Source organism: Flavobacterium sp. WC2509 (genome assembly GCF_052683105.1).
This window is the reverse complement of the sequence record NZ_JBQZFG010000001.1, coordinates 2,567,215-2,581,769: the sequence shown is the minus strand read 5'-3', so window position 1 is coordinate 2,581,769 and position 14,555 is coordinate 2,567,215. Positions and strand designations below refer to the sequence as shown.

16 protein-coding genes are annotated in these 14,555 nt (G+C 33.2%); all 16 read left to right on the top strand.

The features are described 5' to 3' along the window. Window positions 1-29 precede the first annotated feature (29 nt). The 16 genes from modA to ACUN3A_RS10675 all read left to right on the top strand — a co-directional run bounded on the left by modA (window position 30) and on the right by ACUN3A_RS10675 (window position 14,522). Window positions 30-803 (top strand): molybdate ABC transporter substrate-binding protein, encoded by a 774-nt coding sequence (modA, locus tag ACUN3A_RS10750; RefSeq protein WP_445551293.1) that lies wholly within the window; start codon window positions 30-32, stop codon window positions 801-803. After that, entirely contained in the window at window positions 800-1,204 is a 405-nt protein-coding gene (locus ACUN3A_RS10745; protein WP_445551292.1) for a TOBE domain-containing protein, read from the top strand. Before modA ends, ACUN3A_RS10745 begins: the two co-directional genes overlap by 4 nt. Further along, on the top strand, window positions 1,197-1,871 hold the full coding sequence (gene modB, locus ACUN3A_RS10740) for a molybdate ABC transporter permease subunit (RefSeq protein WP_445551291.1): 675 nt from the start codon (window positions 1,197-1,199) through the stop codon (window positions 1,869-1,871). Before ACUN3A_RS10745 ends, modB begins: the two co-directional genes overlap by 8 nt. Continuing rightward, complete coding sequence (locus tag ACUN3A_RS10735) at window positions 1,871-2,746, top strand: ABC transporter ATP-binding protein (protein ID WP_445551290.1); 876 nt, start codon at window positions 1,871-1,873, stop codon at window positions 2,744-2,746. The genes modB and ACUN3A_RS10735 overlap by 1 nt, the downstream gene beginning before the upstream one ends. A 79-nt stretch (window positions 2,747-2,825) precedes the next feature. After that, window positions 2,826-3,173, top strand: a complete 348-nt coding sequence (locus ACUN3A_RS10730; RefSeq protein ID WP_445551289.1) for a winged helix-turn-helix domain-containing protein — start codon at window positions 2,826-2,828, stop codon at window positions 3,171-3,173. 119 nt (window positions 3,174-3,292) lie between these two features. Next, window positions 3,293-5,860 carry a TonB-dependent receptor gene (locus ACUN3A_RS10725; RefSeq protein WP_445551288.1) on the top strand — a complete coding sequence of 856 codons (2,568 nt, stop codon included), beginning with the start codon at window positions 3,293-3,295 and terminating at the stop codon, window positions 5,858-5,860. A 58-nt stretch (window positions 5,861-5,918) separates the two neighbouring features. Further along, a complete protein-coding gene (locus ACUN3A_RS10720; protein WP_445551287.1) occupies window positions 5,919-6,230 on the top strand; it encodes a hypothetical protein in 312 nt (103 codons plus the stop codon). A 340-nt stretch (window positions 6,231-6,570) separates the two neighbouring features. Further along, on the top strand, window positions 6,571-7,053 hold the full coding sequence (locus ACUN3A_RS10715; protein WP_445551286.1) for a hypothetical protein: 483 nt from the start codon (window positions 6,571-6,573) through the stop codon (window positions 7,051-7,053). 275 nt (window positions 7,054-7,328) lie between these two features. After that, window positions 7,329-8,204, top strand: a complete 876-nt coding sequence (locus tag ACUN3A_RS10710; RefSeq protein WP_445551285.1) for a cell division protein FtsX — start codon at window positions 7,329-7,331, stop codon at window positions 8,202-8,204. Between the two features lie 50 nt (window positions 8,205-8,254). Further along, complete coding sequence (locus ACUN3A_RS10705) at window positions 8,255-8,494, top strand: DUF3098 domain-containing protein (RefSeq protein WP_445551284.1); 240 nt, start codon at window positions 8,255-8,257, stop codon at window positions 8,492-8,494. Window positions 8,495-8,521: 27 nt separating this feature from the next. Continuing rightward, window positions 8,522-9,319 (top strand): undecaprenyl-diphosphate phosphatase, encoded by a 798-nt coding sequence (locus tag ACUN3A_RS10700; RefSeq protein WP_445551283.1) that lies wholly within the window; start codon window positions 8,522-8,524, stop codon window positions 9,317-9,319. Beyond that, complete coding sequence (gene truB / locus ACUN3A_RS10695; protein WP_445551282.1) at window positions 9,319-10,020, top strand: tRNA pseudouridine(55) synthase TruB; 702 nt, start codon at window positions 9,319-9,321, stop codon at window positions 10,018-10,020. Before ACUN3A_RS10700 ends, truB begins: the two co-directional genes overlap by 1 nt. Window positions 10,021-10,721: 701 nt before the next feature. Continuing rightward, window positions 10,722-11,507 (top strand): patatin-like phospholipase family protein, encoded by a 786-nt coding sequence (locus ACUN3A_RS10690; RefSeq protein ID WP_445551281.1) that lies wholly within the window; start codon window positions 10,722-10,724, stop codon window positions 11,505-11,507. 127 nt (window positions 11,508-11,634) lie between these two features. Continuing rightward, the gene (gene pyrH, locus ACUN3A_RS10685; protein ID WP_445551280.1) at window positions 11,635-12,342 is read left to right on the top strand and encodes a UMP kinase; all 708 of its coding nucleotides are present in this window, start codon (window positions 11,635-11,637) and stop codon (window positions 12,340-12,342) included. 81 nt (window positions 12,343-12,423) lie between these two features. Then, window positions 12,424-12,987, top strand: coding sequence for a ribosome recycling factor (gene frr / locus ACUN3A_RS10680; RefSeq protein ID WP_348823793.1), 564 nt, complete (start codon window positions 12,424-12,426; stop codon window positions 12,985-12,987). Between the two features lie 278 nt (window positions 12,988-13,265). After that, window positions 13,266-14,522 (top strand): BamA/TamA family outer membrane protein, encoded by a 1,257-nt coding sequence (locus ACUN3A_RS10675; RefSeq protein WP_445551279.1) that lies wholly within the window; start codon window positions 13,266-13,268, stop codon window positions 14,520-14,522. The last annotated feature ends 33 nt before the right edge of the window (window positions 14,523-14,555 follow it).

Here is a 14,555-nt window from a genome sequence, read left to right as displayed (position 1 = left end):
GTTAATCAAAAAACAGAAATCGACTAACGATGAATACCAAAAAATTGCTCTTCAAAACGATAATTCTGCTAATGTTATCAGCATTTAGCGTTGCCAAAGCCCAACAAAAAATCACAATCGTTGCGGCCGCTAATCTAAAAATTGCTTTAGACTCGATTGCTACCGTTTTCAAAAAAGAAAATCCAACTATTGATGCACAAGTGGCTTACGGCGCTTCGGGAAAATTATTTGAACAAATTTCGAATAGTGCTCCTTTCGATTTATTCTTTTCTGCTGATATGGATTATCCCAATGAACTCAAGAAAAAAAAGCTGACAACATCGGAAGTTAAAATGTATGCGATAGGAAAATTGGCTATTTGGAGTAAAAAAACAGATCCGAATAAAAGAAAAATAAACAGTCTTTTGGACGCCAACATCCATAAAATTTCCATTGCCAACCCAACAACGGCACCTTATGGCGAAAAAGCTACAGAAAGTTTGAAGTTCTACAAAATCTACGATAACGTAAAAAGCAAATTGGTTTTCGGCGAAAACATTACACAGACCTCTCAATTCGTTACCACAGGTGCCGCCGATATTGGAATCATAGCCTTATCATTGGTACTTACCCCAAATATGATCAAAGAAGGAGGAAAACATTATATTATTCCTCAAAAAAGTCACGCTCCTTTAGAACAAGGTTGCGTACTTTTGAAACACGCACAAGGAAATGCTAGTGCTACTAAATTTTATAACTTTATATCTTCGAAAAAAGCAGTCGCAATTTTGAAGTATTATGGTTATGACACCAAAGCAAAATGAACACACTAAACGGAAATATAACAACGATTCAATCGCATGAAGGAATTTCATTGGTGAAAGTAAATTCCAATGACACCATTTTCACTTCCATTGTTTTGGACACGCCCGAAACGGCTTCTTATCTCGAAACAGGACATTCCGTAAAAATCATTTTTAAAGAAACAGAAGTCATTATTTCTAAAGATTTCAAGCCAAACATCAGCATCCAAAACCGATTGCAATGCACCATTGAATCAATAAAAAAAGGAGTTCTGCTCAGTCAGATCAATCTGATTTTTGGTAAAACCATTATAAAATCCATCATAACAACAAATGCCTGCGAGCAATTAGAATTGAAAGAAAACGACAGCGTTTTGGCATTAATAAAAACGAACGAAGTAAGCTTATCTCCCAATGATTAATCTCGAACCCATATGGCTCACGGCAAAATTGGCTTTGATCACAACACTGATTCTTTTGGTTGTTGCCATTCCGCTCTGTTATTGGCTGACCTATAGCCGATTTCGATTCAAAACCATTGTTGAAGCTTTGATTAGTCTGCCTTTGGTTTTGCCTCCATCGGTTTTGGGATTTTATCTTTTAGTTGCTTTTAGTCCGGAAAATGCTTTTGGAAAATTTCTATCTGATTATTTCGATTTGCGATTGGTTTTTACTTTCGAAGGATTGATTCTCGCTTCTGTTTTATACAGTTTGCCTTTTATGGTAAATCCCATTTTATCAGGCTTAAAAAATCTGCCAGCTTCTTTACAGGAAGCTTCATTTACCTTAGGAAAATCAAGATTTACAACGATAACAAAAATTTTATTACCTAATATACAAGCTTCATTATTGACCGGAATCATTATGACTTTTGCGCATACAATAGGCGAATTTGGTGTGGTTTTGATGGTGGGTGGTAGCATTCCCGAAGAAACCAAAGTCGTTTCCATTGCTATTTATGAAGAAGTTGAAGCGATGAATTATCACAATGCCAATGTGTATGCTGGAATATTGTTTGCGTTCTCTTTTTCAATTTTGTTAGTCGTTCATTTAATCAATAATAAGTCCCGAAAAACAACTCTTTATTAATGATACAGTTCAATGCTTATAAAATGCTACAAACGGCTGACGGCGAATTGCCTTTGGACATCTCATTGACTTTTAACAGAGGTGAATTTCTTTCTATCTATGGAAATTCGGGAGCCGGAAAAACTACCCTTCTCCGAATATTGGCGGGACTTACTCAAGCAGAAAAAGCACACATTGAAGTAGGAAACGAAATTTGGGATGATTCTGAAAAGAAACAGCATTTACCGATTCAAAAGCGTTCCGTTGGATTTGTTTTTCAGGATTTCGCCTTGTTTCCAAATTTGACTGTAAAAGAAAATTTAGAATTTGCATTGGCTAAAAATGGATCGAATGAAATCATTTCGGAATTAATCGAATTGATGGAATTACAATCGCTACAAAACAGTAAACCACAAAACTTATCCGGTGGACAAAAACAACGCGTGGCTTTGGCAAGAGCCATTGTCCGTAAACCTAAAATCCTTTTGCTCGACGAACCACTTTCGGCTTTAGATGACGACATGCGGTTTAAACTTCAGGATTATATCTTGAGAATTCATCAAAAGTATCAATTAACCACTCTGATGATTAGCCATTCTATTCCCGAAATCTTCAAGCTATCCGACAAAGTTATCATTTTGGATAAAGGAAAAATCATTAAAGAAGGCACACCAAACGAGGTATTTGCTGAAAAAAAAATAAGCAGTAAATTCAAGTTGACAGGAGAAATAATCAGCATAACCAAAAGCGATATCGTCTATGTGATACAGGTTTTTTCTGGGAACAACATTATAAAAGTTGTCGCTACCGAAGACGAAATAAAAGATTTCAAAATAGGACAAAAAGTATTAGTAGCTTCGAAAGCATTTAATCCTATCATTCAAATTTTATCATAAAAGCAAAATACTTAATTAAATATTTTTTACATAAGTAAAAATACGTATGTTTGCAAAATGTTTTTAAAAACATAACCCTATGCCAGAAAATAAAAAATACGACATTAAAGTGAGACTTTGGATTGAAGAAGCCGAAGGTCCATTTTTAGGTATTGGAAAAATTTGGCTATTGGAAAACATCCGTAAAACAGGCTCTATCACGAATGCTGCCAAAGAAATGAAAATGGCTTATCGTCAAGCTTGGCAATTAGTCGAAGAAATGAACAAACGCGCCGAAAGTCCTTTGGTCGAAAAATTATTGGGAGGAAAAGGCGGCGGCGGAACCCGATTGACCGAAGCAGGAGAAAAAGCTATTCAGACTTTTTACGAAATAGAAAAACGCATCAACGATTTTGCTCAAAAAGAAACTCAAAATCTGAAGTTTTAAAAAATTTGCACCTCACTATTCATTTTTAAACACACTGAAATTTACTAAACAGAAAACAACTAAACTAAATTACTAACCAGCAGTATTCATTTTTAAACATACTGAAAAATTATTATTTTATGAACTTAAAATTACTTTTAATACTATTGTTATTTAGCTTCAAAGCCATAGCTCAATCAACAGTAGAAAACTTCAAAAAAGAAAAAGATACTGTCAAGACAGAAACTCTTAACGAAGTGGTTGTAACCGCTTCGCGTACCAAAGAAACATTTTTACGATCCCCAATAAGCATCGAACAATTAAAATCTACAGATGCTAAAAATTACGGTTCGCCATCCAATTTTGATGCTTTGGAAAATTTAAAAGAAGTGCAAATCATCACTCCGAGTTTAGGCTTTAAAGTCATCAACACCAGAGGTTTTGCCAACACGACCAATGTTCGATTTGCTCAATTAATAGACGGAATAGACAATCAGGCTCCACATTTAGGCGCGCCAATTGCCAATGCCCTTGGAGCCAACGACCTTGATATTGACAAAATTGAAGTGATACCAGGATCGGCTGCTGCATTATACGGAATGAATGCCATCAACGGATTAGCAAATATCCAGACAAAAAATCCATTTGAATATCAGGGAATGAGCATTCAGCAATTAACAGGTGTAAATCATACCGGAAACGCAGACCGATTTTCTCCTCAACTTTTTACCACAACCAACCTCCGTTATGCTCAGGCATTCAATTCAAAAATTGCCTTCAAAATAAATGGTTCTATCACTAATGGAACGGATTGGGTTGCTGACAACAGAACCGATTTGGCTCCAGACATCAATGCTTCGACCAATTTATATGGTAATGACAATCCCGCTTATGATGAAGTGAATGGTTACGGAAATGAATCAGCCAACAGAAAAACATTAACTTTAAAAGGTAAAAAATACGTCGTTTCGAGAACGGGTTACAGAGAAACCGACATTGCCGATTATGGTATTGAAAATTACAAATGGGACGGTGGTTTGTACTTCCGACCAAAAAAAGGACACGAATTATCAGTGACTTACAAAGGCGCTTTAATCAATACTGTTTATCAGCGTTCAAACCGTTTTAGATTAGAAGATTACAAATTAAGTCAATATGCTGTTGATTATCATACCGATATTTTTATGGTTCGCGCCTATTTGACACAGGAAAACACGGGTAACTCATACAATATGCGCTCTTTGGCTGAAAATATGGATCGTGCTTTTAAATCCGATGACAAATGGTTTGCCGATTACACAACTGCCTACAACAATGCCGTAACCAATGGATCTGCTGTCGCTGATGCTCATAAAATTGCCCGAACTACTTCCGATCAGGGAAGATTTATTCCAGGGACTGATGCGTATGAACAAAAGAAAGAAGAATTGGTCAACATTAACAATTGGGATTATGGCGCGGCACTTCGTGTAAAATCAAGTTTGATTCATTCTGAAGGTTTATTGAATTGGGATAAAGCTTTTGAAGATTTTTTCAAAAAAATGGGTGCGCAACTCTTAAGTGGTTTTGATTACAGAACGTACATTATTGTTCCTGATGGTAATTATTTTATCAATCCTGAGAATCCTGATAAAAATTTAAAATATGGAAAAACAGGTGGATTCACTCAATTGAGCAAAGATTTGTTTAGTAAAAAACTGCGTTTGAGTGCTGCTCTTCGCGCAGACAAAGCCGATTATTTTGATGTAAAATTTACACCAAGATTTACTGCGGTATTTTCTCCAAAAGAGGAAATTAACTTCAGAACTTCTTACCAAAGCGGTTACCGTTTTCCGAGTATTTTTGAAGGGTTTTCGAATGTAAACAGCGGTGGTGTAAAACGAGTTGGCGGATTGCGAATCATGTCTGATGGGATTTTTGAGAACTCGTATACCAAAGCATCTATTGATAAATTTCAAGCACAAGTAACCAGCGATATCAATACGCTTGGTTTAACACAAGCCCAAGCTATCGATAAAAACCAAACTCTGATTCAAAAAAATCCTTACACTTATTTAGAACCTGAATATGTACGCTCTTTTGAATTTGGATTTAGGGGCCTTGCTTTTAAAAAGAGTTTGTTTATTGATGCTGATTTTTATTATAACAGATACGAAAACTTTATTGCTCAGGTAGAAGCCAGTATCCCAAACACGACTGATCCTGCACAAATACCAACTGCTCTTTATGCTAAAGCTACTCAAAGCCGCTACCGTTTATGGACGAATTCTAAAAGTAAAATATACAATTACGGAAGCAGTTTAGGATTGAAATACCGAATCAACCACATGTTCACATTTTTAGGAAATACAACCTATTCGAAACTGGATCGAACTGATGACAAAGACGGTTTAGAAGATGGTTACAACACACCACAAATTATAGCAAACGGAACAGTTGTAGCCGAAAATATTTGGAAAAATCTTGGAACAAGTGTAACCTATCACCAACAAAGTAAATACGATTATGTTTCCTTCCTTGTCAGTGGTGAAGTACCGGCTTATTGGACAATGGATACACAAATCAATTATAATTTCGAAAAGCCAGGCGTTATAGCCAAACTTGGAGCAACTAATTTTCTAAACAAACCGTATTATTCTATTTTAGGTGGGCCTCAAATTGGAGCCTTTTATTATCTGTCATTAACCTGGAACATTGGTAAACTTTAACAACCAGAATGTTTTTTTAAAAATACAAAATCATTAAAAGTATAAATCAACTACCTTGATGATTAGTCACTCTATTCCCGAAATATTCAAACTATCCGACAAAGTCATCATTCTGGATAAAGGAAAAATCATCAAAGAAGGAACTCCAAATAGTGTATTCGCAGAAGAAAAAATAAGCAGTAAATTCAAATTGACAGGAGAAATAATAAGCATCACTAAAAGCGACATCGTCTATGTGATACAGGTATTTTCTGGAAATAACATTATAAAAGTAGTCGACACCGAAGACGAAATCAAAGATTTTAAAATAGGACAAAAAGTATTAGTAGCTTCGAAAGCATTTAATCCAATTTTGAGTAAATTAAAGTAAATAGATAGAACACGAATTGCACGAATTAAAATATTTTTGGAACTTTATAAAACAACAGAAATACATACTTCCAATTGACAAACCCTGCAGTGAGGAATGGAATACAATGACGGAATCCAACAAAGGGGGAATTTTGTCTGCATTGCTAAAACTGTTGTTGAATTTACTCTAATGAAAGAGTATCCTCCAAATTTGAAAAAAACATTTGATTACTCGGAATTCCTATGATATGTTATACATTTAAACATACTTTTTTTGTGCCAAAAACCAATTGTTTTACTATTTTTGAACAAAACAAACGAAGATTTTTTCACCGACTAACGTTACTTATAATTATTTTATGAAACAAAAAATACTATTTCTTTTAGCAAGTGTTATTCTTTTAATAGCCTGTTCAAGTGATAATAATTCCGAACCACAATTAACAGAAATACCACAATCCTTTCAAATGTATTACAATGGAAAATATAAAGTGTTTTCTAATCTTCGCGTTATAAAATCTGTATATAATAAAGACCAATCCAATGAATATTCAGCTTTGAATATAGTAACATGGCAAGAAAATGAATCCTTAACAGAACGCATGAGCCTATCAATAAACAAATGGAAAAATGGCAGAACAATAGTTAACGAACTTTGGTATGTTGATCCAGATGACAAAACCTACATTTATTCACCTAGTTCAAATGTTGATTTTAAAGTCGAAATTAATCCAAATACAGATGTATATGAAATAAAAGGCACACTTTATGGAATAATTTATCAAAATAGTGGGCCAAGTGAAATAAAAATAACTCAAGGTATTTTTTCTTTTAAATACTAGGTCAGTATTCATTATAGATTCCTCCATGAAGTCAATAAAGAGATTTTCGAACTGATAGTAAATTTTAGAAATATAATTTGTAATCCGTACCCGCAACGATGAAATAACACAAAATATTTTGTTCAATTCGCTTTTTTATCTACTCTTTCCTTTTTTGTCAAAGCATAATTTTATTCAGAAACCAAACTTTCTACACGAAAGTTAAAACTTTGACCGCCTTTAACTTCAAATTAAAGAATATGTTTATTATTTTTACCCCATAATTATAACAAACTATGGCTTCATCCTTTGATAAATTTCAAAAACGCAGATTACTTTCTTCTTATTTCTCGGTAGTATTGAGTATATTCTTAGTGTTATTTCTATTGGGAGTATTAGGCTTTTTCATTATAAATTCTAAAAAACTGGCTGACGATTTCAAAGAAGAAATTGCGATGACCGTATTTTTTAAGAACGAAGCCAATGATACTATTTTGAAAGCTTTTGATCAGGAACTAAAAACTGCTCGTTTTGCAAAATCGTACGTATATGTTTCTAAAGAAGTTGCTGCAAAGGAACATTCGGATATTATTGGAGAAGATTTTGTTACCTTTTTAGGAGAAAATCCTTTGCAAAACTCTTTCGATATTCACTTAAAGGCTAATTATGTAGTTAGAGACAGTATTTCTAAAATTGAATCACGTTTGCGAAAAAATGCTATGATTTCGGATATTGTTTATGATAAACAATTGGTAAATCTGGTTAATGATAACATCCAAAAAGTGAGTATGTGGATATTGATTGCAAGTGGTTTATTGACCATTATTGCTGTGTTATTGATTAATAGCTCATTGCGTCTGTCTATCTATTCTAACCGATTTATTATTAAAACAATGCAAATGGTGGGAGCTACCAAATCTTTCATTAGAAAACCATTTGTAACCCGAAGCATTAAACTCGGAATGATTGGAGCTGGTCTTGCAATTCTTGCATTATTAGGATTACTCATTTATCTTGATAATACGTACCCAGGTCTAGGAATTTTAGATGATAAATTGATTGTCGCTATTGTATTGATTAGCGTATTCGGAATCGGGGTTTTGATTACTTGGCTAAGTACATATTTTGCAACACAACGATTCTTGAATTTAAGAACAGACGATCTTTATTAATTTTAGATTGTAGATTAACGATTATAGATTTTTGATTTAAAATAAATAAAATGAACAACGAAGAAAATAAACACGAATTCCTTTTTGAAAAAGTAAATTATAAAATTCTATTAATTGGAATTGCGGTAATAGTTGTTGGATTTTTACTAATGTCTGGTGGCGGAAGTGATGATCCAAATGTATTTAATGAAGATATTTTTAATTTTAGAAGAATTCGTTTGGCACCAACTACAGTTTTAATTGGGTTTGGTATCACAATTTATGCTATTCTTAAAAATTCTAAAAAGTAGTGATTTCTCACTCTCTAAAATAAAAAAATGAATACATTACAAGCTATCGTCCTTGCTATTATTGAAGGAATTACTGAGTTTCTACCTGTTTCTTCTACAGGACATATGATTATCGCTTCCTCCTTTTTTGGAATTGCACATGATGATTTCACTAAGCTTTTCACGATTGTTATTCAGCTGGGAGCCATTTTATCAGTAGTGATTTTGTATTTCAAGCGCTTTTTTCAATCCTTTGATTTTTATTTCAAATTATTAGTTGCTTTTATTCCAGCTGTTGTTTTTGGCTTGCTTTTCAGTAAAAAAATAGATGCTTTACTCGAAAATCCTGTAACTGTTGCTGTTTCATTATTAATTGGCGGTGTTATTTTATTAAAAGTAGACGATTGGTTCAATTACCCAAATGGTTCAGAAACCACAGAGGAGATCACTTATTTACAAGCTTTCAAAATTGGAATGTTTCAATGCTTAGCAATGATTCCAGGAGTTTCTAGAAGTGGAGCTTCTATTGTTGGAGGAATGTCACAAAAACTAACACGAACTTCTGCTGCTGAATTCTCATTCTTTCTGGCTGTTCCTACTATGTTGGGAGCTACAGCCAAAAAATGTTATGATTATTACAAAGATGGTTTTGTCTTGTCTCATGACCAAATCAATTACTTAATTTTAGGAAATATAGTGGCTTTTATAGTGGCACTTTTGGCTATTAAATCATTTATTGGCTTTTTGACCAAAAACGGTTTTAAAGTTTTTGGTTACTACCGTATTATCGCTGGAATTATATTATTAGCGATTCATTATTTCGTTCATCCTTTGACTGTACTATAATGACTACCGAAGATTTTTTAAACGGTCAAATTCTGTTAATTGACAAACCTTTGCATTTTACTTCTTTCCAAGCAGTAAACAAACTCAAATATGCGTTAATTAATAAAGCAGGATTACCAAAAAAATTCAAGATTGGACATGCAGGAACGCTCGACCCATTGGCATCAGGACTATTGTTGGTTTGTACTGGCAAATTCACTAAAAAAATTTCCGAGTTACAGGGACAAGCCAAAGAATATACTGGAACTTTCTTCATTGGAGCAACAACCCCTTCCTACGATTTAGAAACCGAAATTGACCAAACTTTCGAAACTTCACATATTACCAATGACTTAATTCATGAAACGATAAAACAGTTTTTGGGAGAAATTGATCAAAAGCCTCCTATTTTTTCAGCCATAAAAAAAGACGGGGTTCGCTTATACGAACACGCTCGTGCTGGAGAAACGATAGAAATTGCTTCCCGAAAAACAACTATTCACGAATTTGAAATCACAAGAATTGCACTTCCTGAAATTGATTTTAGAGTCGTTTGCAGCAAAGGCACTTACATTCGTTCCTTAGCTTTCGATTTTGGAAAAGCTATGAATTCTGGTTCACATTTAACTGCTTTACGTAGAACCAAAATTGGTGATTTTGATGTGAAAAATGCTATTGATGTCACTCTTTTTGAGCAATCGCTAGATTTAGAATCTAAGTAATTATTGACTTTAAACTTCTAAGCCGTAGATTTATCGACAACATTAAAGTGAAAATTCAAAAAAATAGATCCGTAGATTCTAATCAAAAAAAAACACATGACAAATACCTAATTGAATTTGCGATGTGTTTTTGCTAAAATAAAAAGTAATATTACTTCATACTTTTTCCTTTAAAGTTGTTTGCTCCATTAGTTAATAATGAACCGCGCTTTCATTTCCAAACAGAAAATTTGACACGTAATCATAAGCCTTTTCAAATAAATTTTTCATAACGATGTTTTTTAAATTGTTAAACAATATTTAAAGACACCAATAAAAAAAAGTAAATCAAAATAGTAAACCTGGTTAGCAATCACTAAGTTACACTTTTTTTTCAAATAAAAAAACATAAAGCACAAAGAATTATTTATTATTCCATAAATACAATTGAAACAAAAGTTTATCATATAAAGCATAAATCCTCATCTAAAAATTACATTGGAATACAACCAAAACGTATATATTTCCAAATGTCTTAAATGATTAAAAAACGATAGTATTATTTTATTCTTGTAGCTAAAAATCAAATTAAACATTGATAATCAATTATTTGATTTAAAAACAGCAATCGAGTTCAAATTTCAAACAAATTTATAACTATCATTACGTTTAAAACGTGATAAAAATCACTCTAAAACAAACAAAATGCTTATATTTAGTATATGAACAGTAAAGCAAAATCAATAGGTTTAATTCTATCTGGAGGCGGATCAAAAGGAATCGCTCATGCAGGAGTTTTACAATTTTTGGAAGAAAAAAATATTCATCCTCATCAGGTTGCAGGCTCTAGCGCAGGTTCAATTGTTGCCGCATTATACGGTAGCGGCAAATCTCCCAAAGCCATTTTAGACTTTTTCAAATCCATTTATTTTTTTCATTGGAAACATTTTACTTTTTCGAAAGCTGGATTAATTGATTCCGAATCATTCAAAGAGTATTTTTACGATATATTCAAAGAAAGTACTTTGTCTGACCTCAAAATTCCGGTCTATATCACGGCAACCGATATGATTAAAGGAAAATCTAAGATATTTGGTCCTGAAACAAAAACAATAGATGCCATTTTAGCATCATCATCATTTCCCGGAATCATGTCTCCTTATGAAGTAGACGGCAATTTATACAGTGACGGCGGCATTCTCAATCATTTTCCAACGGATATTTTAAAAGGGAAATGCGAAACTTTAATTGGTGTTTATGTGAGTCCTATTCATAAAATTGAAGCCAAAGATTTAAACTCAATCAAATCAGTAACGGCGAGAGCTTTTGATTTACTTTCAGCGAATTCGAGTACACAAAAGTTTGACCATTGCGACTGGATAATTGAACCCGAAGCTTTATCATTATATAGCACATTTGAAACTAGCAAAATTAACATGGAAGCCATTTTTAATATTGGATACGAATCTGCTAAAGAAACATACGAAAAACTTAATTTAAATATTTAGGGAACTCTATTTTTTAAAAAAACAGAATATGTATATATTTGCACAAATTTCGCAGCATTGAACCCAAACGAGTGATGCAGATTTACTTTCGATAAATGAAAGGAAACCTTAAAAAACAAATTGACTGATGAAATACAAAAGAATCCTTCTGAAATTAAGTGGTGAAGCTCTAATGGGTGATTTACAATACGGAATTGACCCGAAACGATTGGCTGAATATGCCGATGAAATCAAGCAAATTCATGCTAAAGGAGTTGAAATCGCTATAGTAATTGGTGGAGGAAACATATTTAGAGGGGTTGCTGGAGCAAGTAAAGGAATGGATAGAGTACAAGGAGATTATATGGGAATGCTTGCCACTGTTATCAACGGGATGGCATTACAAGGTGCTCTTGAAGACAAAGGAATGAAAACTCGTTTGCAAACTGCCTTAAAAATGGAATCTATAGCAGAACCTTATATCAAAAGAAGAGCAGACCGTCACTTAGAGAAAGGAAGAATTGTAATTTTTGGAGCAGGAACTGGAAATCCTTATTTTACAACAGATACAGCTGCCGTTTTACGTGGAATAGAAATCAACGCTGATGTTATTTTAAAAGGAACTCGTGTTGATGGTGTTTATGATTGTGATCCAGAAAAAAATGCTGGAGCAATAAAATTTGACTTCATTTCTTTTGAAGATGTACTGAAAAAAGGATTGAATGTAATGGATACCACAGCATTTACTTTAAGCCAGGAAAACAAATTACCAATAGTTGTTTTTGACATGAACAAAATTGGAAATTTATTGAAAATTTGTACAGGAGAAAACATAGGAACAGTAGTGAATATATAGACATCTTGGATTATTGGATAATTAGACAAGAATAAAGAAAATCTAAAAAATCCAAAGATCTAAAATCTAAAAATCTAAATTATGACCGAAGAAATTGAATTTATATTAGATAGCACAGAAGAATCAATGACAGGTTCTATCGAGCATTTAGAAAAAGCATTTTTAAATATTCGTGCAGGAAAAGCATCACCAGCAATGTTGGGAAGTGTTTTTGTTGATTATTATGGATCTGCATCACCGCTTTCACAAGTGTCTAAAATTAGTGTGCCTGACGCAAGAACAATTACACTTCAGCCTTTTGAAAAAAACATGCTGCATCCTATCGAGAAAGCAATTATGATTGCTAATCTAGGTTTCAACCCAATGAATAATGGAGATGTGATTATCATTAGCGTTCCACCTCTTACAGAAGACCGAAGACGTGAATTGGCTAAACAAGCTAAATCAGAAGCAGAAGATGCAAAAATCGGGATTAGAAACGCTAGAAAAGATGCTAATACTGATATCAAAAAATTAGAGAAAGAAGGAACTTCGGAAGACATTTGTAAAAGTGCAGAAGAACAAGTACAAAACTTGACTAATTCTTATATTAAAAAAATTGATGAGCTTCTAGCAGTAAAAGAAGCTGAGATCATGAAAGTGTAATCTTTCGATCCAAACAATTATTAAATCTGTCTTGTTCTAAAAAACAAGACAGATTTTTTTTAGGTATTTTGCCTACTCAAAATCATAAAAAACTTGTTCAAAATGTTTTTATTAAAAAATAATTGCAATGAACACAAATTGGTTCTTAACACAAACTTGCATTTGCTAACCAAGTGTTTATGATTTTATAAAATTAAAAACCGAATCTAAAAGACAATTTTATCATTAAAAGTTGTTTCTTTATAACTTCATATAAAAAGAATGAAAATTGATTGTAAGTGAGAAATAACAACACAATTAATAAGCTTGCAATTATTTCGGCAATATCTTTTCTATTGCTGTTCTGTCAATTTTCGTTTGCACAATCCGACAACGATTCCTTAAAGTGTCCTATAAAATCTCTTCCCGAATTTTTTAGAAAAAAAGATTCTCTATTTGTTGTTAAGCCATTAAAAAATGATTTTTTACTCGTTTTACCAGTGCTTTCAGTACAACCTGCGAATGGATTCATTTATGGAGCCATAAGTCAATATACCTTTAAAGACAAACAACCTGACGACAAATATTCTACTGCTTATCTGATGGCAACTTACACCACTAAAAAGCAACTTTTGATAGATGTAAAAAACAACTTGATACTACATCACAACAAAATTTATATGGGTGGTGATTGGCGCTATTATAAATTCTCGCAGTCAAATTACGGCCTAGGATCGGATATTATTCCATCCGATGAACCTGATTTTTCGATAAGTTCAATAGCCCAGCCTATGAAATATGACTATTTCAAATTTCATCAAACCGCATCCATTTTAGTCGCCGATGATTTGTTTGTAGGAGGTGGAATCCATTTTGACGGTTATATGAATATTTTTGACCAGACTTTGGATGTTGCCAATAATCAGCTCACATATCATTATGTATACAATACATCACATGGTTTTAGCACTAATAAATATTTTGTAAAAGGAATCAGCGCCAATGTGATTTATGACTCAAGAGACAACTTAGTAAATCCCAACAACGGATTATTTGCAAATGTTAACTACAAAACGAACCTAGGAATTGAAAAAAATGGATCGCCAAGTTCCGTATTATTTACTGAACTTAAATATTATATTCCTTTAAGTAAGACAAACAAACAGCACGTTTTGGCTTTTTGGAGTTATGCCCAATTTTTAACAAAAGGAAATTTACCTTATTTAAATTTACCTGCTATTGGTGGTGATCAACAAAGCAGATCAGGAAAAGGATATACACAAGGGTTACTACGAGGACAAGATTTGTGTTATTTTGAAACAGAATATCGTTTCCCTATTACTTGTAATCAATTGTTGAGCGGAACGGTATTTGCCAACTTTACATCAACGAGCGACAGAGATCGAGATATTCAGGTTTTACAATTCATACAACCGGCATTTGGTATAGGTTTACGCCTTTTAATCGACAAAGCAACAAAAACCAACGTGATGGCTTCATATGGATGGGGTCGACACTCACAAAGTTTTTATATCAACACAGGAGAGAGTTTTTAGTGAACATCCCTTTGTCATTTGTTTATGGCTAAA

Coding starts and splice junctions, on each gene's coding strand:
- modA (WP_445551293.1), top strand. CDS start 30: ATGAATACCAAAAAATTGCTCTTCAAAACGATAATTCTGCTAATGTTA.
- ACUN3A_RS10745 (WP_445551292.1), top strand. CDS start 800: ATGAACACACTAAACGGAAATATAACAACGATTCAATCGCATGAAGGA.
- modB (WP_445551291.1), top strand. CDS start 1,197: ATGATTAATCTCGAACCCATATGGCTCACGGCAAAATTGGCTTTGATC.
- ACUN3A_RS10735 (WP_445551290.1), top strand. CDS start 1,871: ATGATACAGTTCAATGCTTATAAAATGCTACAAACGGCTGACGGCGAA.
- ACUN3A_RS10730 (WP_445551289.1), top strand. CDS start 2,826: ATGCCAGAAAATAAAAAATACGACATTAAAGTGAGACTTTGGATTGAA.
- ACUN3A_RS10725 (WP_445551288.1), top strand. CDS start 3,293: ATGAACTTAAAATTACTTTTAATACTATTGTTATTTAGCTTCAAAGCC.
- ACUN3A_RS10720 (WP_445551287.1), top strand. CDS start 5,919: ATGATTAGTCACTCTATTCCCGAAATATTCAAACTATCCGACAAAGTC.
- ACUN3A_RS10715 (WP_445551286.1), top strand. CDS start 6,571: ATGAAACAAAAAATACTATTTCTTTTAGCAAGTGTTATTCTTTTAATA.
- ACUN3A_RS10710 (WP_445551285.1), top strand. CDS start 7,329: ATGGCTTCATCCTTTGATAAATTTCAAAAACGCAGATTACTTTCTTCT.
- ACUN3A_RS10705 (WP_445551284.1), top strand. CDS start 8,255: ATGAACAACGAAGAAAATAAACACGAATTCCTTTTTGAAAAAGTAAAT.
- ACUN3A_RS10700 (WP_445551283.1), top strand. CDS start 8,522: ATGAATACATTACAAGCTATCGTCCTTGCTATTATTGAAGGAATTACT.
- truB (WP_445551282.1), top strand. CDS start 9,319: ATGACTACCGAAGATTTTTTAAACGGTCAAATTCTGTTAATTGACAAA.
- ACUN3A_RS10690 (WP_445551281.1), top strand. CDS start 10,722: ATGAACAGTAAAGCAAAATCAATAGGTTTAATTCTATCTGGAGGCGGA.
- pyrH (WP_445551280.1), top strand. CDS start 11,635: ATGAAATACAAAAGAATCCTTCTGAAATTAAGTGGTGAAGCTCTAATG.
- frr (WP_348823793.1), top strand. CDS start 12,424: ATGACCGAAGAAATTGAATTTATATTAGATAGCACAGAAGAATCAATG.